Annotated in this window: 17 protein-coding genes and 2 tRNA genes; 15 read left to right on the forward strand and 4 right to left on the reverse strand. The window is 70.5% G+C overall.

All coding sequences use genetic code 11. The features are described 5' to 3' along the window. The first annotated feature begins 61 nt into the window (after positions 1 to 61). Both ACZ5VD_RS03145 and ACZ5VD_RS03150 read left to right on the forward strand, forming a co-directional pair. Entirely contained in the window at positions 62 to 640 is a 579-nt protein-coding gene (locus tag ACZ5VD_RS03145; protein WP_468552715.1) for an SCO2584 family spore wall biosynthesis protein, read from the forward strand. A gap of 99 nt (positions 641 to 739) precedes the next feature. Continuing rightward, complete coding sequence (locus tag ACZ5VD_RS03150; RefSeq protein WP_468552716.1) at positions 740 to 1810, forward strand: SCO2583 family membrane protein; 1071 nt, start codon at positions 740 to 742, stop codon at positions 1808 to 1810. Between the two features lie 74 nt (positions 1811 to 1884). On the opposite strand, the gene ACZ5VD_RS03155 is transcribed toward ACZ5VD_RS03150, so the two are convergent. After that, complete coding sequence (locus ACZ5VD_RS03155; protein ID WP_468552717.1) at positions 1885 to 3057, reverse strand: M48 family metallopeptidase; 1173 nt, start codon at positions 3055 to 3057, stop codon at positions 1885 to 1887. Positions 3058 to 3171: 114 nt separating this feature from the next. Here ACZ5VD_RS03155 and ACZ5VD_RS03160 point away from each other — a divergent pair, with 114 nt between their 5' ends. The 7 genes from ACZ5VD_RS03160 (at position 3172) to ACZ5VD_RS03190 (ending at position 7528) form a co-directional block, all read left to right on the forward strand. Further along, a complete protein-coding gene (locus tag ACZ5VD_RS03160; protein ID WP_468552718.1) occupies positions 3172 to 3333 on the forward strand; it encodes a hypothetical protein in 162 nt (53 codons plus the stop codon). 146 nt (positions 3334 to 3479) lie between these two features. Next, positions 3480 to 3644 (forward strand): hypothetical protein, encoded by a 165-nt coding sequence (locus ACZ5VD_RS03165; protein ID WP_266439608.1) that lies wholly within the window; start codon positions 3480 to 3482, stop codon positions 3642 to 3644. 79 nt (positions 3645 to 3723) lie between these two features. Continuing rightward, on the forward strand, positions 3724 to 4362 hold the full coding sequence (gene nadD / locus ACZ5VD_RS03170; RefSeq protein ID WP_468552719.1) for a nicotinate-nucleotide adenylyltransferase: 639 nt from the start codon (positions 3724 to 3726) through the stop codon (positions 4360 to 4362). Positions 4363 to 4378: 16 nt separating this feature from the next. Further along, the gene (locus tag ACZ5VD_RS03175; RefSeq protein WP_468552720.1) at positions 4379 to 6136 is read left to right on the forward strand and encodes an LCP family protein; all 1758 of its coding nucleotides are present in this window, start codon (positions 4379 to 4381) and stop codon (positions 6134 to 6136) included. A 104-nt stretch (positions 6137 to 6240) separates the two neighbouring features. Beyond that, a complete protein-coding gene (rsfS, locus tag ACZ5VD_RS03180; protein WP_468552721.1) occupies positions 6241 to 6684 on the forward strand; it encodes a ribosome silencing factor in 444 nt (147 codons plus the stop codon). After that, entirely contained in the window at positions 6681 to 7349 is a 669-nt protein-coding gene (locus tag ACZ5VD_RS03185) for a histidine phosphatase family protein (RefSeq protein ID WP_468552722.1), read from the forward strand. Before rsfS ends, ACZ5VD_RS03185 begins: the two co-directional genes overlap by 4 nt. A 106-nt stretch (positions 7350 to 7455) precedes the next feature. After that, positions 7456 to 7528 (forward strand) — tRNA-Ala (locus tag ACZ5VD_RS03190). A gap of 78 nt (positions 7529 to 7606) precedes the next feature. Here ACZ5VD_RS03190 and ACZ5VD_RS03195 read toward each other — a convergent pair. Then, the gene (locus tag ACZ5VD_RS03195; protein ID WP_468680423.1) at positions 7607 to 8452 is read right to left on the reverse strand and encodes a helix-turn-helix transcriptional regulator; all 846 of its coding nucleotides are present in this window, start codon (positions 8450 to 8452) and stop codon (positions 7607 to 7609) included. Between the two features lie 94 nt (positions 8453 to 8546). On the opposite strand from ACZ5VD_RS03195, the gene ACZ5VD_RS03200 reads away from it, so the two are divergent. The 3 genes from ACZ5VD_RS03200 (at position 8547) to ACZ5VD_RS03210 (ending at position 10691) form a co-directional block, all read left to right on the forward strand. Further along, positions 8547 to 10031 (forward strand): MFS transporter, encoded by a 1485-nt coding sequence (locus ACZ5VD_RS03200; RefSeq protein WP_468552724.1) that lies wholly within the window; start codon positions 8547 to 8549, stop codon positions 10029 to 10031. 246 nt (positions 10032 to 10277) lie between these two features. After that, a complete protein-coding gene (locus tag ACZ5VD_RS03205; protein WP_053750770.1) occupies positions 10278 to 10511 on the forward strand; it encodes a hypothetical protein in 234 nt (77 codons plus the stop codon). Between the two features lie 107 nt (positions 10512 to 10618). Continuing rightward, positions 10619 to 10691: transfer RNA gene (locus ACZ5VD_RS03210), tRNA-Ala, on the forward strand. A gap of 117 nt (positions 10692 to 10808) precedes the next feature. Here the strand turns inward: ACZ5VD_RS03210 and ACZ5VD_RS03215 are convergent. Beyond that, complete coding sequence (locus ACZ5VD_RS03215) at positions 10809 to 12422, reverse strand: NADH-ubiquinone oxidoreductase-F iron-sulfur binding region domain-containing protein (RefSeq protein WP_468552725.1); 1614 nt, start codon at positions 12420 to 12422, stop codon at positions 10809 to 10811. Beyond that, positions 12419 to 13708 carry a cytochrome b/b6 domain-containing protein gene (locus ACZ5VD_RS03220; protein ID WP_468552726.1) on the reverse strand — a complete coding sequence of 430 codons (1290 nt, stop codon included), beginning with the start codon at positions 13706 to 13708 and terminating at the stop codon, positions 12419 to 12421. Before ACZ5VD_RS03220 ends, ACZ5VD_RS03215 begins: the two co-directional genes overlap by 4 nt. Positions 13709 to 14126: 418 nt before the next feature. Here ACZ5VD_RS03220 and leuS point away from each other — a divergent pair, with 418 nt between their 5' ends. From leuS to ACZ5VD_RS03235, 3 genes are all read left to right on the forward strand, one after another. Continuing rightward, complete coding sequence (leuS, locus tag ACZ5VD_RS03225) at positions 14127 to 17006, forward strand: leucine--tRNA ligase (RefSeq protein ID WP_468552727.1); 2880 nt, start codon at positions 14127 to 14129, stop codon at positions 17004 to 17006. A gap of 291 nt (positions 17007 to 17297) precedes the next feature. Continuing rightward, positions 17298 to 18041, forward strand: a complete 744-nt coding sequence (locus ACZ5VD_RS03230) for a hypothetical protein (RefSeq protein ID WP_468680425.1) — start codon at positions 17298 to 17300, stop codon at positions 18039 to 18041. Positions 18042 to 18112: 71 nt separating this feature from the next. After that, positions 18113 to 18958 (forward strand): DegV family protein, encoded by an 846-nt coding sequence (locus ACZ5VD_RS03235; protein ID WP_468552729.1) that lies wholly within the window; start codon positions 18113 to 18115, stop codon positions 18956 to 18958. The last annotated feature ends 151 nt before the right edge of the window (positions 18959 to 19109 follow it).

Here is a 19109-nt window from a genome sequence, read left to right on the forward strand (position 1 = left end):
TCCACCGGATGAATTTCCCTACCCGCTGCCCAAATTGACCCCCCAGGTCTACTCTGGATCCGTGCCGGAGGACGTGGGGGGCACGCCGTTCCCTGACGGCTGGGAGCCCGACGACGACCACGACCGCGGGGTGTCGGACGAAGAGTTCGCCTCCGTGGTCTTCGACGAGGCCTTCGTACGGGCGGCCGTGGTGCACGAGCCGACCGCCGTCGAACGCCTCCTTGCCGCCGCGCAGGCGAGAGCCGAGGCCTCCGAGGCCGAGGCCCGCCGAGCGGCCCTCGCCAGGGGCGAGCGCTACGAGGACGGGTACGGCACCGACGACCCCGCCGGATTCGGCCATGATCCGGAACTCGACGACCTGGACGACGCCGACATCCTCGAAGGCCGCTACGGCGCCCCGGGGACCTACGGCAAACAGGTCCGCTGGCACCGCCCCGTCGCCTGGCTGCTCGCTCTCGTGATGGGTATCGGCATGGTCGCGCTGGCTTTCGCCGCGGTCTACCGCAGTGCCTCCTCCGGCGACCGGAACCAGGTTCCGCCGCCCGCCTCCACCGGCCAGGAACAGGGCAGCGCGGCGGCGCCCTCCGCATCCGCCGACTACTCCCAGCCGGCCGTCTCCGCGGTCCCGCGCACACCCTGAGCGCTCCCGGAAGCTCCTGTCCGATCCTGGTGAGAACCTGTCAGAAGTTGTCGCACAGCGGGGCGTTTACCGAAGGGCCCCGCGACCTACTCTGAAGATATGGGCGGACCTGGAGACCCACCTGAGGGGGCACCCGAGGGTGGTCCCGGAGGTGGAGAGGACGAATACCGATCCGTCGTCTTCGACGAGTCGTTCGTCCGCGCTGCCCGCCTCCAGGAGTTCTCCGCGCAGGAGCGCATCGCCGACCACGCGCCCGCCGTACGCCGTCGCCCCCCGCTGCGCCGCGGCCTGTCCCGGCAGGCACTGATCCTGGTCCTGCTGATCGCCGTCGCCTTCGGCACCGCGGTCTACATGGGCGTACGGCACCCCTACCAGACCCCCGTGGCCCGGCAGCCCGTCGAGCCCCTGCGGATGACCGTCATCCCGCTCGCCCCGCAGGGCGAGGTGCCCGGCCACACCGATCCCGAGTTCCTGTACGCGCACAGCCCCGCCGCCCAGTACCGGATCGGCGCCGAGGGGATCCCGCTGCCCGCCTCCCGGCGCACCGCGCACTTCTCGGACAGCCAGGTGGTCGCCGCCCTGACCACCGCCAAGGACTACATCGTCCGGTCCTCGCTCTACCCGGACGTCCTCACCGGCGAGCAGATCCGTCCCGTGCGTGTCCTGCTCGACACGGAGCAACTCGACCAGTTCGACGAGAGTTTCGACCGGCCGTCCGCCGACGGGCGGCACGCTCCCACCGGCTGGCTGGTGCGCTTCGACCCGACCGGCGCCGAGCTGGCCGACGTCAAGATCCGCGTCCAGGGCACCCTCCAGGCCGCCGAGACCGACTCGGCCACGCTGGAGGTCACCGCCGACCACACCTTCGTGTACGCGCTGCGGTCCACCGGCGCCGACGCCAAGGCCCACGCCTCCCTGTTCACCGTCCGCCGCGAGCTGCACTTCCGCTTCGACCGCGACGACCTGCGCCTGCACACCGCCCAGCTCGTCGTCTCCTACGTGCAGGCCGGGCCGCTGTCCTGTGCCGAGGACTCCACCGACCACCTGCGCCCGCTGCTCGCCGGCCAGACCGCCAAGGCGGGCGGCCCGGCCGGCACCGACCCGTACGCGACGGGCGGCACGACGCCGCTGTGCGGATCACTGGCGACGAGCGCGCAGCCGAAGGTCTGAGCGGCGGCGGCTCCGGGCCCCGCCGGCTGCGCTGAGCCCCCGGCCGGTCTCCCCAGCCGTCTGTCGGCCGTCGTTCAGCCGTCGTTGCGCGGGGGAGTGTCCGTCCCGTTCGCCGGACCCGGACCGTCGTCCGGCGTGTCCCGCGGCGTCGTGTCGCCCGGCGGCTGGTCCGACGGTCCTTGGTCCGCCGGCGCCTGGTTCGTGAAGCCGCCGAAGCCGCGCCGGACCCGGCCGCCCAGATCCCCGGCCCCGCCGGCGAGGTCGCTGACCAGCTTCATCAGCGGGTCCTTGGAGGTCTTGACATGCGTGGCGTAGTGCGACGCCGACTCCCGGAACGAGTCGGTGACCGAGGTGTCCTTGTCCTCGCTGCGCCGCGGGTAGTGCCCGTCCAGGATCCGCTGGTAGTCCCGGGACTCGGACCACTTCTTCAGCTCGGCGGCGCGGATGGTGGTGAAGGGGTGGGAGCGCGGCAGCACGTTCAGGATCTTCAGCACGGAGTCGCGCAGGTCGCCCCCGGCCTCGTACTCCTCGGCCTGCTTCAGGAACGCGTCCACGTTCATCTCGTGCAGGTGGTTGCCGCCGGCGAGCTTCATCAGGCCGCGCATCGAGGCCGTGAGGTCCTGGCCGACCAGGAGGCCCGCGCGGTCCGCGGACAGCTCCGACTTGCGGAACCACTCGCGCAGCGCGGTCACGATCGCCATGATCGCGAGGTTGCCGAGCGGGATCCAGGCCACCTTGAGGGCGAGGCTGGTCAGGAACAGCAGGATGGTGCGGTAGACCGAGTGACCGGACAGGGCGTGCCCCACCTCGTGCCCGATCACCGCCCGCATCTCCTCCTCGTCGAGCAGCTCGACGAGGCCCGTGGTGACGACGATGATCGGCTCGTCCAGGCCGATGCACATCGCGTTGGGCTGCGGGTCCTGGTTGACGTACATCGGCGGGACCTTCTCCAGGTCCAGGATGTAACAGGCGTCCCGCAGCATGTCGTTGAGGTGGGCGAACTGCTGGTCGGAGACGCGCACCGAGTCGGAGAGGAACAGCAGCCTGAGGCTGCGCTCGGGAAGCAGGCCGCTCAGCGCCTTGAAGACCGTGTCGAAGCCGCTCAGCTTGCGCAGCGCCACCAGGGCGGAGCGGTCGGCCGGGTGCTCGTACGCACGGGAGGAGATCCCCGGGAAGCGCCTGCGTTGCCTGCTGGGCACGTTCTCGTGCCCGTTCTGCTGGTGGCCGTCGGACATGTCTTCCCCCATGTGCGTGTAGGTGGCCCTTTGCGGACCCTTGTGCGGTCCTTTGCGCCCCCGAAGCAGAGCCCAGCCTAGGCGGAGTTACCGTGGACGGGCACTACAGCGAAGGAGTTCCGCGCCATGGAGCACAACCCCCGGGCCGCCTGGCTCGCCGAGGCCGCGCGCGCCGCCGAGCAACAGGGGGCGGGGAATCTGCTCCGGGTCGTACTGATCGTGATGGTGCTGGGCTGTGTGCTGACCGCGTGGTTCCTGCTGCGGGGGTACAGGCAGAAGGACGAGTGACGCGAGGCGAAGGTTCCCAATGGCGGAGTCGGCGTGATCGGCGTCGGGCCGCCCGCTTACGATTGGGCCGACATCTTTATCCCGCCCTCCCTCACTCTCGACTGCGCTCGAAGCGGGGGACCCCCATCGGATAGGTCCTGCTGAAGATGAGCTTCCACAGCACCGCTGCCCAGTTGGTCACCCTCGCCGCCGAGGGCGAGGAGCACGGGGGCAACCACGAGAGCCTCGACCCGCTGGTCACCGGCGGCGCCGCCTTCGTCATCCTGATGCTCCTGCTGTGGATCACCACTCGTTTCAACCGCGACCGCTGAGGCACGCGGTGCCGATAGCGGGGCACTCCGGGCCTCCTTTGGCCGACGCCCTCAGGCCGGGCCGGTAGGGTCTGCACGCATGGGAGAGCAGGACATGCCTACCGGCCCGGGCAACGGCCCGTCGAACCCCGGCAAAAGGCGTCTCGGCGTCATGGGTGGAACGTTCGACCCGATCCACCACGGACACCTCGTGGCGGCCAGTGAGGTCGCCGCGCAGTTCCATCTGGACGAGGTGGTGTTCGTCCCGACCGGCCAGCCGTGGCAGAAGACCCACCGCAAGGTCTCCCCGGCCGAGGACCGCTATCTGATGACGGTCATCGCGACCGCCGAGAACCCCCAGTTCTCGGTCAGCCGCATCGACATCGACCGCGGCGGCGCCACCTACACCGCGGACACCCTGCGCGACCTGCGCTCGCTCAACCCCGACACCGACCTGTTCTTCATCACCGGTGCCGACGCGCTCGGTCAGATCCTGACCTGGCGGGACACGGAAGAGCTGTTCTCCCTCGCGCACTTCATCGGGGTCACCCGGCCCGGTCACGTCCTGTCCGACGCCGGTCTCCCGGAGGGCGGTGTCTCGCTCGTCGAGGTCCCCGCTCTCGCCATCTCGTCCACCGACTGCCGTGCGAGAGTCGCCAAGGGCGACCCCGTCTGGTACCTGGTGCCGGACGGCGTCGTGCGCTACATCGACAAGCGCGAGCTGTACCGCGGCGAGTGAGCCGAGAGGGGCACCGGTGAACGACCGATACGACGCGGGGTACGGGGGCGAGCCGTACGAGCTCGTCGGCTACGACGACTACGGCCGGCCGGTGTACCAGCCGGTCCGGCAGCAGCCGTCACAGCAGCCACCGCAGCAGCCACAGCAACAGCAGCAGGCCCCTCAGCAGCCCTACGACCCGTACGGGCAGCAGCAGGGCTACGGCTACGACCCGTACGCCGCGGGCGGCCGGCAGCCCGTCCCCCCGTACGACCCCTACGACACCGCCCGGCAGACCCCGCCGCCCTACGACCCCTACGGCACCGGTGCCCAGCAGGGCGCCGCGCCGCCCCCGTCGTACGACCCCTACGGGCAGGCCGCCACCAGCGGACAGCAGCCCCGGGTCGCCGAGCAGACCGCCTACATCCCCCAGCAGGCCGGCCCGGCCGAGGAGACGGACGCCACCGGGCGGGGGCACCTGCCCCAAGCGGACGGCGACCAGCTCCCCGGGGGCGAAGAGCAGTACCACACCGAGCAGTTCGCGTTCGTGGAGGAGCCCGACGGCGACTCCGAGGACGTCATCGACTGGCTGAACTTCACCGAGAACCGGACCGAGCGCCGCGAGGAGGCCAAGCGCCGCGCCCGCGGCCGTCTCGTCGCCCTCGTGGTGGTCCTGGCGCTGGTCGCGGTCGGCGGTGTCGGCTACCTCTGGTACGCCGGGAAGCTGCCCGGCCTGTCGTCGCCCGACGAGAAGACCGGCACCGCGACGGCCGTGAGCGCCCAGAACCGTGACGTGATCGTCGTCCACCTGCACAACACCTCGGGCGGCGGCACCTCCACGGCGCTGCTCGTCGACAACACCACCACCAAGCGGGGCACCACGGTCCTGCTGCCCAACTCCCTCACCCTGACCGACGACGACGGCGGTACGACCACCCTCGCCAAGTCGGTCGAGGACGACGGCTCCTCCGGCACCCGCGACTCCCTCGACGGTGTCCTCGGCACCGACATCGAGGGCACCTGGCGACTCGACACCCCCTACCTGCAGAACCTGGTCGACCTGGTCGGCAACATCGAGGTCGACACCGACACCGCGGTCCCCGACCCGGGCGCCAAGAAGGGCGCGGCACCCCTGGTCGGCAAGGGGAAGGACCAGACGCTCAGCGGCAAGGCGGCCATCGCCTACGCCACCTACCGCGCCTCCGGCGAGGCCCAGAACGCCCAGCTGGAGCGGTTCGGCCAGGTCATGCAGGGCGTGCTGCGCAAGGTGTCCTCCGACCCCACGGGGGCGACGACCACCGTGCAGACCCTGGCGCAGATCCTGGACCCCTCGCTCACCGACAAGGACCTCGGCACCTTCCTCGCCAAGCTCGCCGACCGAGCCAAGGGCGGCGACTACAGGACCGCGCTGCTGCCCGTGCAGGGCGACGGCACCCTGAGCGCCGAGGCGAGCGACAGCGTCGTCAAGGACGTGCTCGGCGGCACCGCGAAGAGCCCCGACAAGGACGCGGCCGTGAGTGTCTCCGTCCAGAACGCCACCGGCGTCAAGGACAACACCGAGAAGGTCCGCGTGGTCCTCCTCAACGGCGGCTTCACCTTCCTGGAAGGCGGCACGGCCTCCGCGGCCCAGGCCACGTCCAAGGTCGTCTACGCCGACGCCGCCGACAAGGCGAACGCCACCGAGGTCGCCAAGACCCTGGGCCTGGCCACCGGCGCGGTCACCAAGGGCACGGTCCCGGGGAGTGCGAACGTGGCCGTCGTCCTCGGCCAGGACTACGAGCCGGCCTCCTCCTAGCCGAGCCGGCCGGGCCGCCTCACGTGATCCGCTGATCGCGTGGGGCGGCCTCGGCGGTCCGTGAGACCCTTGGTGCCAAGTGTCCGCCGACCGAAAGCCTTGTAGTGACCGCGACTGACCGCTCTCTCGAACTCATCACCGCCGCCGCCCAGGCGGCTGCCGACAAGCTGGCGCACGACGTCATCGCCTACGACGTCAGCGACGTCCTGTCGATCACCGACGCCTTCCTGCTGGCCTCCGCGCCCAACGACCGCCAGGTCAAGTCCATCGTCGACGAGATCGAGGAGCGGCTCCAGAAGGAGCTCGGCGTCAAGCCGGTGCGCCGCGAGGGCGACCGCGAGGCCCGCTGGGTCCTGCTCGACTACGTGGACATCGTCGTCCACGTCCAGCACAGCGAGGAGCGGGTCTTCTACGCCCTGGAGCGGTTGTGGAAGGACTGCCCGGAGCTCGAACTGCCCGCCGACGCCAAGGCGACCCGCGGCAAGGGCGTGGAGCACGCCAAGCTGCGCGCCGAGGAGGAGACCGCCGAGTTCGGGGACGCGCGGTGAGCGCCCCCTCGGGCGTCGCCCGCACGCCGGGCCGTGGCCGCCGCGTCATCCTCTGGCGGCACGGCCAGACCCTGTGGAACGTGGAGCGCCGCTTCCAGGGCACCACGGACGTCCCCCTCACCGAGACCGGCGTCTCCCAGGCCCGGCGGGCCGCCCGGCTGCTGGCCTCCCTGGAGCCCGACGCGATCGTCGCCTCGGACCTTCAGCGGGCCGCCGACACGGCCGCCGAGCTCGTCGCGCTCACCGGCCTGGAGGTGACCCACGACGAGGGTCTGCGCGAGACCTACGCGGGCGTCTGGCAGGGGCTCACGCACGAGGAGATCATCGCCCGGCACGGCGAGGAGTACGCGGGCTGGAAGCGCGGTGAGCCGGTGCGCCGGGGCGGCGGCGAACTGGAGACCGAGGTCGCCGACCGCGCCGCCCCCGTGGTGCTGCGGCACGCCGAGAAGCTCCCCGACGACGGCACCCTCGTCGTCGTCAGCCACGGCGGCACGATCCGGACGACCATCGGGCGCCTCCTCGGTCTGGAGGCCCACCACTGGGAGAGCCTCGGCGGGCTCTCCAACTGCTGCTGGTCGGTGCTCGGCGAGGGCGCCCGCGGCTGGCGCCTCCTGGAGCACAACGCCGGCACGCTGCCCGAGCCGGTGCTCGGCGACGACGACTGAGCGCCGCACCGGAGCCCGCGACCGGGCCCTCGACCCGGATTTCACTTTCCGGCAGGTCGCAGGCTAAAGTTCTTCTTGTTCGCCCCGCCGAGCGGGAAGAACGTGAGGGGCTATAGCTCAGTTGGTAGAGCGCCTGCATGGCATGCAGGAGGTCAGGAGTTCAATTCTCCTTAGCTCCACAGATCGACACTCTTGAGTTGTCAAAGATCGATGGATTGCTTGATGAACATCCCGTCCCCTTGGGGGGCGGGATTTCTTTATGCTCTCTTCAGCAGAGCCGTGCGACGGGCCGTCTCCTCGTCGACCGGTGTGTAGACCACGATCCGGCACTCCGGCATCCCGTTGATCGACAGCGACAACGACGTCATCCGCAGCTCGCCCACCGCGGCGTGCCGGAACGTCTTCACCCGCCTCCCGGGCTCGGCCACGTCGCCGCTCTCCCACAGCCGCGCGAACAACGGGCTCGCCGCCGAGAGCCCCCGTATGAAGTCCTCCCAGACGGGCTCCCCGGCATGCAGCCCGTACGCGGCGCGCAGGGTCGCCACCATCATCGGCAGCTCCGTCTCCCGGAACACCAGCGGGCAGTCCTCCTCCGGCACCGTGAACAGCCCCCACAAGGCGTTGGGCGGGCGGTCGGACCGCATCGGTCCGGAGAGGAACAGGTCGCGGTAGCCGGAGTTGGCGGCCAGGATGTCGTACCGCCCGTTGTAGACCACCGCCGGGCGGGGTTCGAGGGCCTCGATGATGCCCAGGACCTCTGGTCCCACGGTCTGCGCGGTGGTCTCCGGGGCGTGCGCGTACGGCACTTCGGCGAGGTGGTAGAGGTGCTCCCGCTCCGGCGGATCGAGCCGCAGGGTGCGGGAGACGGCGTCCAGGACCTGCGCCGAGGCGTTGATCGGGCGGCCCTGCTCCAGCCATGTGTACCAGGTCACCCCCACGCCGGAGAGCTGGGCGACCTCCTCGCGGCGCAGCCCCGGTGTGCGGCGCCGAAAGCCCGGCGGCATGCCCACGTCCGCCGGTGTCACCCGCGCCCGCCGCGACCGCAGGAATACGGCCAGTTCGGGCCGGCGGCGCTGTGTCGTCCCCATCGTCACGTCCCCCATCGTCGGCTTCGGACCCGCCCCGTGCCAGGTGCTGTCAGTACCAGCATCAGCGGGCACTCGGCACCCGTACCGGAGCGGCGCCAGGCTCGGCGCCATGACGACCACACCCCGGACAGGGCCGGGTTCCGCACCCGTTCCAAGTCCTGTCACCAGTAGAACCCCCGCCACTGACAATCGGTCCCGGTCCCGGTCCCGGCCGCTGCTCGCGCTCGTCCTCGCCGCCCAGTTCATGGCGCTGCTCGACGTGTTCATCGTGAACGTGGCGGCCCCCACCGTCGCCGCCGACCTCCATGCCTCCGGCGCGGACCTGCAACTGGTGATCGCCGGATACGCCCTCACCTACTCCGTGTTGTTGATCACCGGGGCCCGCCTCGGCGACCGGTTCGGCCACGGCCGGGTCCACCTCGCCGGGCTCGCCCTGTTCACGGCGGCCTCGCTCGCCTGCGGCCTGGCGCAGGGCGCCACCGAACTGATCGTGTTCCGGCTGGTCCAGGGCGCCGGGTCGGCGGTGATGATCCCGCAGGTGCTCAGCCTGATCCAGCGCAACTTCACCGGCGAGGCCAGGATGAAGGCGCTCGGCGCCTACTCGGCGGTCCTCGCCGTCGGTGCCGCCGCCGGTCAGGTACTCGGCGGAGTCCTGGTCGACGCCGACCTGTTCGGCACCGGCTGGCGACCGGTGTTCCTGGTCAACGTGCCGGTGGGCGTCGCCCTGTTGGTCCTCGGCAGCCGGGTCCTGCTGCCCGGCGACGGTGCCGGCGCGCCGCGGCGGGTCCGCGGTCTCGACCTGCCCGGCCTGGTGCTGCTGGGGGCGGCCGTGTCGCTGTTCACGGTGCCGCTGGTGCTCGGGCAGGAGGAGGACTGGCCGCTGTGGTCCTGGCTGTCCCTGGGCGCCTCCGCGGTCGTGTTCGCCCTGTTCTGCGGCTACGAGTCCCGGCTGGCCCGGCGCGGCGGTGCCCCGCTGATCTCGCCCCGGGTGCTGCGCCGTCCCGGCATGGGCCTCGCCGTCTTCCGGATCCTGGCGGTGATGGCCGTCAACGGCGGTTTCCTGTTCGCGCTCACCCTGCACGTCCAGGGCGGCCTCGGATACAGCGCGCTGCGGGCCGGTCTCACGTTCGCGCCGACCGCGGTCGTCTTCGGGCTGGTCGGGCTGACATGGCGGCGCTGGCCCGCTTCCTGGCAGCGTGCCCTGGCGCCGGCCGGGTTCGTGATCACCGCGTCGGCGGTCGCGGGCGTGGGCCTCGCCCTGAAGGGCGGCGGTGAGGGCGGTGCGCTGTTGTACGTCGCGTACGCCGGAGTGGGCGTCGGGCTCGCGCTCGCCTTCAGTCCGACGCTCGCCAGGGCACTGGCCACGGTGGCGCCCGAGGACGCGGCGGACGCCAGCGGTCTGCTGGCCACGGTCACCCAGCTCGGACAGCTGACCGGCGTCGCGGTATTCGGCACACTGTTCTTGAACCGGCTTGAGTCACTTGGGGTCCTGGAGTCGTATACCTCTGCGGAGGCGCTCCTGGCGTGCATGTTCGCGCTGGCCGGGACGGCCGCGGCGGGTGCCGTGTCCGGACTGGTACTGAGGCGTCGCTGACCGTATTGGTCCGGCCGTGGCAGAATCAAACGGCCGGAAGGGGGCGCGGCCCGACGGGAGGGAGTAGTGATGCCTGCGAGCATCCTCGTGGAGGTCGGCCACCTCCGCGAAGCAGCGTCGACACGGGATACGGTCACCCGCCTCAGCTGCCCTTCCTGCGGTTCCGTCCACGTCGCCCAGGTTCTCGGTGACAACGGAGGGATCTCCTACGTGTGCACGGCCTGCGGCCACAGCTGGAGCTGATCGATGGGTGCACACAGGCGAAAGTGCGACTGGTGCGGCAGTGGTACGCCGATCGTCCGCGACATGGAGCCGGTCAACCCGGAGTACCAGTACTGGTGCGAGGAATGCGCGCGGGCGCTGATCATAAAAGGCGACCCGATCGAGACGTACCGTGAACTGGAGGGCGAGCCGATCTACGGCCGGCTCCTCGAAGAGCACTGCACGCTCAAACGGTTCTATTCGTTCGTCACCGCATAGGCCGACATCGGTCGACGTATCAGGACAGAACGGAAACGATTTGGTGCTCTCCCCGGTGGCCCGGTAATGTTGGCTCCGCCGCCGGGGAACAGGGCGGCACAGTGCAAGGGGCTATAGCTCAGTTGGTAGAGCGCCTGCATGGCATGCAGGAGGTCAGGAGTTCAATTCTCCTTAGCTCCACAGAAGTCGAAGGCGGGTCATCCGAGAGGATGACCCGCCTTCGACGTTTTCGCGAGGTCTCTGCCGACGGCAGACGAACGGCGGGCCGCCCTCAAGGGGCGGCCCGCCGACGTGTGTTCAGCGTCCCAGGGCGCGGCGTCCGCGGCCCTGGGAGAGGACCGGGAGGTTGTTGCGGGTCGCACCCTGCGAGCGGGTGTCCTCCTCCAGGCGCAGGGCCAGCGCGGGGCAGCGTCGCACCGCGCGCAGCGCCTTCGCCTCCGCGTAGCGCGGCACCTGGGCCTGCGCGACGGTCGGGAAGCCGTCGGCGCCGAGTTCGAAGACCTCCGGGAGGATGTCGGCGCACAGACCGTGGCCCCGGCACAGCGTCCAGTCGACGTAGATCTTCTGGCGGCTGGGGCCGTTCTCCTCGGACGCTCCGCCGCCCGGGAGGCCCGTGGGTGTCTGGCCGCCTTCGAAGAGCGGCAGAACGCCCTCCACGGGCCTTCCGCAGCCGTTCCCGAGGACGTGGGCGGCCAGGTCGTCCGTGAACGCCTTGATCGTCGACTCCAGGAACATCGCGGAGCCGTCGGGGTGCGAGCACGCGCCGCGCCGCTTCACGTTCTTGGCGACCTGCTTGAGGGCTTCCAGGGCGGCCGGGCCGCCGCCGTTGATGATGTCCTCCATGCCGCGTGCGGCGGCCGGCAGGCCGAGGTAGCAGGGACCGCACTGTCCCGCGCTCTCCTCGGCCAGCCACTGGGCCACCCGCAGCGACTCGCCCAGCGGGCAGGTGTCCTGACTGATCGGCAGGATCGCGCCGGCGCCGAGCGCACCGCCCACCGCGTCCAGGGAGTTGCGGGAGACGACCGCCTCGTTGACCGTCGCCGCGTCGATCCACTTGCCGTGGTAGCCGCCGGTCAGCACACCCTGCGGGACCGGCGGGGCGCCGGCCAGCTGAAGGACGTAGCGCAGCGGCACGCCCGTGGGGACCTCGATGACCATGGGGCGCGCGACCGCGCCGGAGACCGTGAGCATGACGGTGCCCGGCTCGTCGTACAGACCGGTGTTGCCGTAGCGCTCCGGGCCGATGCGGGCGGCGATGGCGAGCTGGGCGAAGGTCTCGGCGTTCGACAGCAGGGTGGGTGCTCCGCCCACGCCGGTCTGTGAGGCGCTGACCTTGCGGCCGGGCGGGATCGCCGGGCCGCCGTCGATGGAGCGGATCAGCGACGCCGCCGCTCCGGTGACCATGCGGATGGGATTGCGCTGCACGCGCGCGCGTAGCGCCGAACGACGGCCGTTGCTGAGGCCGCGTTCGGCGAGCGCGGCCTCCATGGAGCGTTGCGTGGACTCACGGGTGACCCCCACCACGAGCGTGCGGGCACCCAGCGCCTCCGCGACCAGCAGAGCGCCGTCCAGGATGAGGTGCGGGGCACGGTTGATGAGCACCGTGTCCTTGCGGCAGGCCGGCTCGTCCTCACTGCCGTTGACGACGACGACCGGCCGTACACCGCGCTTGATCGCCGCCTCGGCGACGGAGCGCAGCTTCTTGTGGAAGGGGAAGCCCGCGCCGCCGCGGCCCTTGAGATTGATGTTCTCCGAGAGCTTCGCGAGCTGCTCTCCACCCATGGGTTCGAGCGGCCCGTGCACCTTGAGGTGCATGGGCAGATCGAGCCTCTCGACAAGGTCGAAACCCGACGTGAGCTGGGGAAGGCCGACCACGCGGACTTCTGGGACGTCGGGCAGGGCCTCGTTCACTTAAAGCCTCCGGAAGGCGTGTTCCAAGGTTCGCCCGAACCCGGTGCGTCGAAGTCGTACGAAGCACCGGGCAGTGTTTCAGTGGCGGGACCGCTGTTGTACGTGTCGTTCGGGTTGTACGTGTTGTAGGCGGCATTCGACTCACCGGTGTCGTACATGTCACTGCTGCCGTACTGGCCCGCGCCCTGGCTGCCGTATGCGGGGATGTTGTATCCGGTGTCCTGGAACGGGTCGTAGGACGAGGGCGGTGCCTCTCCGACCGGCGGCGGCAAGGGGATCGGCCAGCTGCCCGACGTGCTGCCGCCGTTGTCGGCCCGCGGGATCGCCTCCGTGGGCTGCGCGTCCATCTGCATGTCCATGCGGGCGGTCTGGTCCGCGTAGGGCTGCTGCTGTTGGCGCGGTGTGGACACCGCGCGGTAGGCGGCCGCGAAGCCGTTCGCGGGCTCCGGGGTTGCCGGCGGGGACGCGGGGGTGCCGTACGGAGACGTCGTGCCGGGCTGGGAGCGCGGGCCGCGCTGGTTCTCGTAGCCCGGCAGCGAGGAGCCCTCCGCCATCCTGGCCCGGCTCGCGTCGAGCCCTTCGCGGCTCGGCCGGTCCTCGGGGGTCCCCAGGACCGCGGCGATCTGGTCGGCGACCCTGCGCTTGACCGGGCGCGGGGCCGCGCGCAGGGCCAGGGCGGCGGTGACGCCGAGCAGGGACAGGCCGTACAGGATCACGAAGATCGGTTTGGCGGTGCGGCCCGCGTACAGACCGTGGATGAGTGCCGCGCACCAGGCCGGGTAGGCCAGCATGTGCATGGCGCGCCAGCGGGCCGCCACCGGGGCGGGGGAGGCGAACTTGCTGCGCAGTGCGCCGGTGATACCCACGAAGATCATGAGCAGGCCGGCCAGGGAGCCCAGGCCGATCAGGCCCTCGGCCCCGGTGATGCCGAGCGAGAAGGGGATCAGCGCGGCGATCAGGGAGGTGTGATCGAGCGCGATCTTGGTGGTGATGTGCAACAGCAGGAACGCGATCGAGGCGACTGCGGTCGTCCGGTGCACCGCCTGCCCGATGATCCGCTGGCGGGTGTTCAGGAAGATCCGGTCCTGGGCGACCAGGCCCCAGATCACCGAACAGCTCAGTGACACGAGGCACAGAACGCCCGCGCCGAAGTTCAGGAAGTCGCGGAAACGGTCACCTCCCACCAGTACGGACACGGGTATGAGGAGCAGGAAGGCAGCCGACGCCACCCCATAGGCCGACCGGCCCGTCTGGGGAAGCGAGCTGTTACTACGACGAGGGTTCATGGGGGCAACTCCGAGCAGTTTCGGGAAAGCGGTCCCGCTGCCGCACTCTAAGTGGCTCCATACCGATGGGTACGAGGTTTGAGTTATTGCGTTGTTATCAAACGACTGCGAGGTTGTTGTGATGTCCCTTAGTAGCTGTTACGCGAAGTAACATTTGGCGCTGATTGAGTTGAGGATCACGGCGACACCCGGTGCCAAGGAGGCATACGTAAGCGCGTCGCATCCTGCTCAACGGCTGCGGTACCCTAACGCCATGCGTGCCGTACGCCTCCTGCTTAGCGAGCCGCGCTGATCACTCCCGACCGCCGGTGACCGGCGTGGTCGGAATCGGCGCGGCGTCCCCTCCTGTGCGAGGGGATTTTTCATTTCCTGGAAGTCGCAGCCGCCGGCAGAGACGATCGATGGAGCTTTGAGGACCATGAGCGAGACGAACCCCGCTGTCACCGCCGAGGTGGCCGCGCCGCACCGCTACACGGCCGCCATGGCGGCCGACATCGAGGCACGCTGGCAGGACGTCTGGGACGCCGACGGCACCTACGCGGCGCCGAACCCGAGCGGCGACCTGGCCGATGACCCGGAGCTGGCCGCCAAGCCCAAGAAGTTCATCATGGACATGTTCCCGTACCCCTCCGGTGCGGGACTGCATGTCGGCCACCCTCTGGGCTACATCGCCACCGACGTCTCCGCCCGCTTCCACCGGATGACCGGGCACAACGTCCTGCACACCCTGGGCTTCGACGCCTTCGGCCTGCCCGCCGAGCAGTACGCCGTGCAGACCGGCACGCACCCGCGGGTCTCCACCGAGGCCAACATCGAGAACATGAAGGTCCAGCTGCGCCGGCTGGGCCTGGGCCACGACAAGCGCCGGTCGTTCGCCACGATCGACCCGGACTACTACAAGTGGACCCAGTGGATCTTCCTGCAGATCTTCAACTCCTGGTACGACGACGAGGCCGACAGGGCCCGCCCCGTCTCCGAGCTGATCGCCCAGTTCGAGCGCGGTGAGCGCGTCGTACCGGGCCACACGCGCGCGTGGCACGAGCTGACCGCCACCGAACGCGCCGACGTCCTGGGCGAGTTCCGCCTGGCCTACGCCTCCGACGCGCCGGTCAACTGGTGTCCCGGCCTGGGCACCGTCCTGGCCAACGAGGAGGTCACCGCCGACGGCCGCTCCGAGCGCGGCAACTTCCCCGTCTTCAAGGCCAAGCTGCGCCAGTGGAACATGCGCATCACCGCCTACGCCGACCGGCTGATCGACGACCTGGACGCGCTGGACTGGCCCGAGGCCATCAAGCTGCAGCAGCGCAACTGGATCGGCCGCTCCGAGGGCGCCCGCGTCGACTTCCCCGTGGACGGCGAGGCCATCACGGTCTTCACCACGCGCCCGGACACCCTGTTCGGCGCGAGCTACATGGTGCTGGCCCCCGAGCACCCGCTGGTCGAGAAGTTCACCCCGGCCGCCTGGCCCGAGGGCACCCACCAGGTGTGGACCGGCGGTCACGCCACGCCCGGCGAGGCCGTCGCCGCCTACCGCGCGCAGGCCGCCTCCAAGTCCGACGTGGAGCGCCAGGCCGAGGCCAAGGACAAGACCGGCGTCTTCATCGGCGCCTACGCGACCAACCCGGTCAACGGCGAGCGCATCCCCGTCTTCATCGCCGACTACGTGCTGATGGGCTACGGCACCGGCGCGATCATGGCCGTCCCGGCCGGCGACCAGCGCGACTTCGAGTTCGCGCGCGCCTTCGAGCTGCCGATCCACTGCATCGTGGAGCCGACCGACGGTCGTGGCACCGACACGTCGACGTGGGAGAACGCCTTCGGGGCGCACGACGCGAAGATCATCAACTCCTCCAACGAGGAGATCTCGCTGGACGGCCAGGCCGTCGCCGAGGCCAAGGCGCGCATCACCGAATGGCTGGAGCGCAAGGGCATCGGCGAGGGCACGGTCAACTTCCGGCTGCGCGACTGGCTGTTCAGCCGCCAGCGCTACTGGGGCGAGCCCTTCCCGATCGTCTACGACGAGGACGGCATCGCCCGCGCCCTGCCCGAGTCGATGCTGCCGCTGGAGCTGCCGGAGGTCGAGGACTACTCGCCGCGCACCTTCGACCCGGACGACGCCGACAGCCGGCCCGAGACCCCGCTGTCCCGCAACCAGGACTGGGTCGACGTCGTCCTGGACCTGGGTGACGGACGCGGCCCCCAGCCGTACCGCCGCGAGACCAACACCATGCCCAACTGGGCCGGTTCCTGCTGGTACGAGCTGCGCTACCTGGACCCGCACAACGACCAGAAGCTGGTCGACCCGGAGATCGAGCAGTACTGGATGGGCCCGCGCGAGGGCCAGCCGCACGGCGGCGTCGACCTGTACGTCGGCGGTGCCGAGCACGCCGTACTGCACCTGCTGTACGCGCGCTTCTGGTCCAAGGTGCTGCACGACCTGGGGCACATCGCCTCGGCCGAGCCGTTCCACAAGCTGTACAACCAGGGCATGATCCAGGCCTTCGTCTACCGCGACAGCCGTGGCATCGCGGTGTCCGCCGCCGAGGTGGAGGAGCGCGACGGCGCGTACTACCACCAGGGCGAGAAGGTCTCCCGACTGCTGGGCAAGATGGGCAAGTCCCTGAAGAACGCGGTCACTCCGGACGAGATCTGTGCCGAGTACGGCGCCGACACCCTGCGCCTGTACGAGATGGCCATGGGCCCGCTGGACGTGTCCCGGCCGTGGGACACGCGCGCGGTGGTCGGCCAGTTCCGGCTGCTGCAGCGGCTGTGGCGCAACGTCGTCGACGAGACGACCGGCTCCCTGACCGTGGTGGACGCCGAGGCCGACGAGGACACCCTGCGTGCCCTGCACAAGGCGATCGACGGGGTGCGCCAGGACCTGGAGGGCATGCGGTTCAACACCGCCATCGCCAAGGTCACCGAGCTGAACAACCACCTGACCAAGGCGGGCGGCGCGATCCCGCGGTCCGTCGCCGAGCCGCTGGTGCTGCTGGTCGCCCCGCTGGCCCCGCACATCGCCGAGGAGCTGTGGCGCAGGCTGGGCCACACCGACTCGGTCGTCCACCAGGACTTCCCGGTCGCCGACCCGGCGTACGTCGTGGACGAGAGCGTGACCTGCGTCGTGCAGATCAAGGGCAAGGTCAAGGCGCGGCTGGAGGTGTCCCCGTCCATCTCCGACGACGAGCTGGAGAAGGTCGCACTGGCCGACGAGAAGGTCGTGGCGGCGCTGGACGGCGCGGGGATCCGCAAGGTGATCGTGCGGGCGCCGAAGCTGGTGAACATCGTTCCGGCGTAGGCGTAGGCGTAGGCATCGGTATACGGGCGGCGGACGTGGAGGCGTGGCGTAGGCGGGTGCCCGGGTCCGAGGCTGGGTCTGAGGCAAGGGCAGGGGCCGGATTCGGCTTCGGCTTTGGCTTTGGCTTCGGACTGAGTGGGTCTGGGGCTGGGGCCGTGGCTTCGGCGTGAATGTCTCGGGGTCGTCCCCTACGGGCAGGTTCGGGGTTCTGTCGGAACTCCGAACCTGCCCGTTGCGTTTACCGTTGAAGAGCGGCGCGGTGCGTGCCGTGCCCGGTCGAGGAGGAGCGTCGTGGAAGCAGTGATCGCAGTAATCGCCCTGCTTTTCGTGCTCTTTGTCGCGCTTGGTGTGTACGCCACGGTGAAGGTGGTCGGGGCAGCCAAGCGCGGAGTGGACCGCACCATCACCCAGGCCCGCCGTTCGGTCGAGGACCACACGCTGCGAGCCAAGTCCTTCGTCCAGCTCGGAGCGGCGGGTGAGATCGCCCAGCTGCGGCTGAAGCTGCGTACCTCGATGCGCGCCACCCAGGACGCCCTGCACGCGGGTGTGGCCGAGGACGAGTCCCTCAAGGAGTCCCTCGGCCTCTTCGAGCGCCTCAGCGCGCACGGACACGAACTGGACGCGGAACTGCGGCGGCTGGAGACCGAACCCGACAAGCCCACGCTCGGCGAGCGACTGCCCGGCCTGCGCGAGCGCACCGAGCGGATCGTCCAGTCGGCGGACTCCCTGCGCTGGGCGGCCCGCGACCGGGCCCGCCGCTTCGCCCAGGACGACCTCGATTCGCTCAACTCACAGATCGACGTCGAGGCCGGCGCCCTGCGGCACTGGACGACCTCGGAACCCGCCTCCGCCACGCCGCCACCCCCGTGGCCGGAGGCCCCTGCCGCCGCCGACGCCGGCACGACCGGGCAGACCTGGCCCGAGACGCCTCGGGCACGTGCTGCCGAGGAGCCCACGCGGCCCGCCATCACCCCGCCGGGTCTGCGTCCCACCTACCCCTGGCAGAAGAAGACCCGCCCCGAGAGCACGACTTGATCCGGACACCGGCGCCCAGGTGAGAGGGGCCGGGCTGCCGCCGGGGCGCTACGCCAGGTAACCTCCAGCTCATGTCCCGCCATGTCGCGATCGTCACCGATTCAACGGCCTACCTGCCGCCGCGGACGATGGAGCGTCACGGCATCACCTCGGTGCCGCTGACCGTGGTCCTCGGCGACCGGGCGCTCGAAGAGGGCACCGAGATCTCGACCCGTTCGCTGGCTCAGGCACTGCAGAAGCGGCGTCCTGTCACCACCTCGCGTCCCAGCCCCCAGGTGTTCGCGGAGACCTACCGCAAGGTCGCCGAGGCCGGCGCCACCGGCATCGTCTCCCTGCACCTGTCCGCAGAGCTCTCCGGCACGCACGACGCGGCGGTCGTGGCGGCGCGTGAGGCGCCGGTGCCGGTGCGGGTGGTGGACACCGGGATGGTCGCGATGGCCCTCGGGTTCTGCGCGCTCGCCGCCGCCGAGGTCGCGGAGTCCGGCGGCACGGTGGACGAGGCGGTCACGGCGGCGGAGAAGCGGGCCGCGGGCACATCCGCCTACTTCTACGTCGACACCCTCGACTTTCTGCGCCGTGGCGGCCGGATCGGCGCCGCGCAGGCGCTCTTCGGCTCCGCGCTCGCGGTGAAGCCGTTGCTGCAACTCCAGGGCGGGCGGATCGAGCCGCTGGAGAAGGTGCGCACGGCGTCGAAGGCCATTGCGCGCCTTGAGGAGATCGTGGTGGACCGGGCCGGCAGCGCACAGGTCGACATCGCCGTGCACCATCTCGCCGCCCCCGAACGGGCGTCGGTGCTGGCGGACCGTCTGCGGGAGCGGGTGCCGGGGCTGGCCGATCTGCATGTGAGCGAGGTCGGGGCGGTGATCGGGGCGCACACGGGGCCCGGGTTGTTGGGGGTCGTGGTCTCACCGCGGTGAGGCGGCCTTCGCCCGGGGCTTGCTCGGATCTTGCTTGTTCGGGGTGTTCGGGGGTTCGAGTGCTTGGGGTGCTTACTCGGTGTCCTTGCATGGAGTGTTCGCTCGTGTGGGTGACGGAGTTTTCCACAACCGGGTAGTAATCCACGGGAAT

This window comes from Streptomyces sp. NPDC032822 (genome assembly GCF_055578825.1).

Excerpts from the sequence above, each read along its gene's own strand:
- ACZ5VD_RS03160 (WP_468552718.1), top strand. The coding sequence starts at position 3,172 with ATGGAGCACAACCCCCGGGCCGCCTGGCTCGCCGAGGCCGCGCGCGCC.
- ACZ5VD_RS03165 (WP_266439608.1), top strand. The coding sequence starts at position 3,480 with ATGAGCTTCCACAGCACCGCTGCCCAGTTGGTCACCCTCGCCGCCGAG.
- nadD (WP_468552719.1), top strand. The coding sequence starts at position 3,724 with ATGGGAGAGCAGGACATGCCTACCGGCCCGGGCAACGGCCCGTCGAAC.
- ACZ5VD_RS03155 (WP_468552717.1), bottom strand. The coding sequence starts at position 3,057 with ATGGGGGAAGACATGTCCGACGGCCACCAGCAGAACGGGCACGAGAAC.
- ACZ5VD_RS03150 (WP_468552716.1), top strand. The coding sequence starts at position 740 with ATGGGCGGACCTGGAGACCCACCTGAGGGGGCACCCGAGGGTGGTCCC.
- ACZ5VD_RS03195 (WP_468680423.1), bottom strand. The coding sequence starts at position 8,452 with ATGGGGGACGTGACGATGGGGACGACACAGCGCCGCCGGCCCGAACTG.
- leuS (WP_468552727.1), top strand. The coding sequence starts at position 14,127 with ATGAGCGAGACGAACCCCGCTGTCACCGCCGAGGTGGCCGCGCCGCAC.
- ACZ5VD_RS03220 (WP_468552726.1), bottom strand. The coding sequence starts at position 13,708 with ATGAACCCTCGTCGTAGTAACAGCTCGCTTCCCCAGACGGGCCGGTCG.
- ACZ5VD_RS03205 (WP_053750770.1), top strand. The coding sequence starts at position 10,278 with ATGGGTGCACACAGGCGAAAGTGCGACTGGTGCGGCAGTGGTACGCCG.
- ACZ5VD_RS03235 (WP_468552729.1), top strand. The coding sequence starts at position 18,113 with ATGTCCCGCCATGTCGCGATCGTCACCGATTCAACGGCCTACCTGCCG.
- ACZ5VD_RS03200 (WP_468552724.1), top strand. The coding sequence starts at position 8,547 with ATGACGACCACACCCCGGACAGGGCCGGGTTCCGCACCCGTTCCAAGT.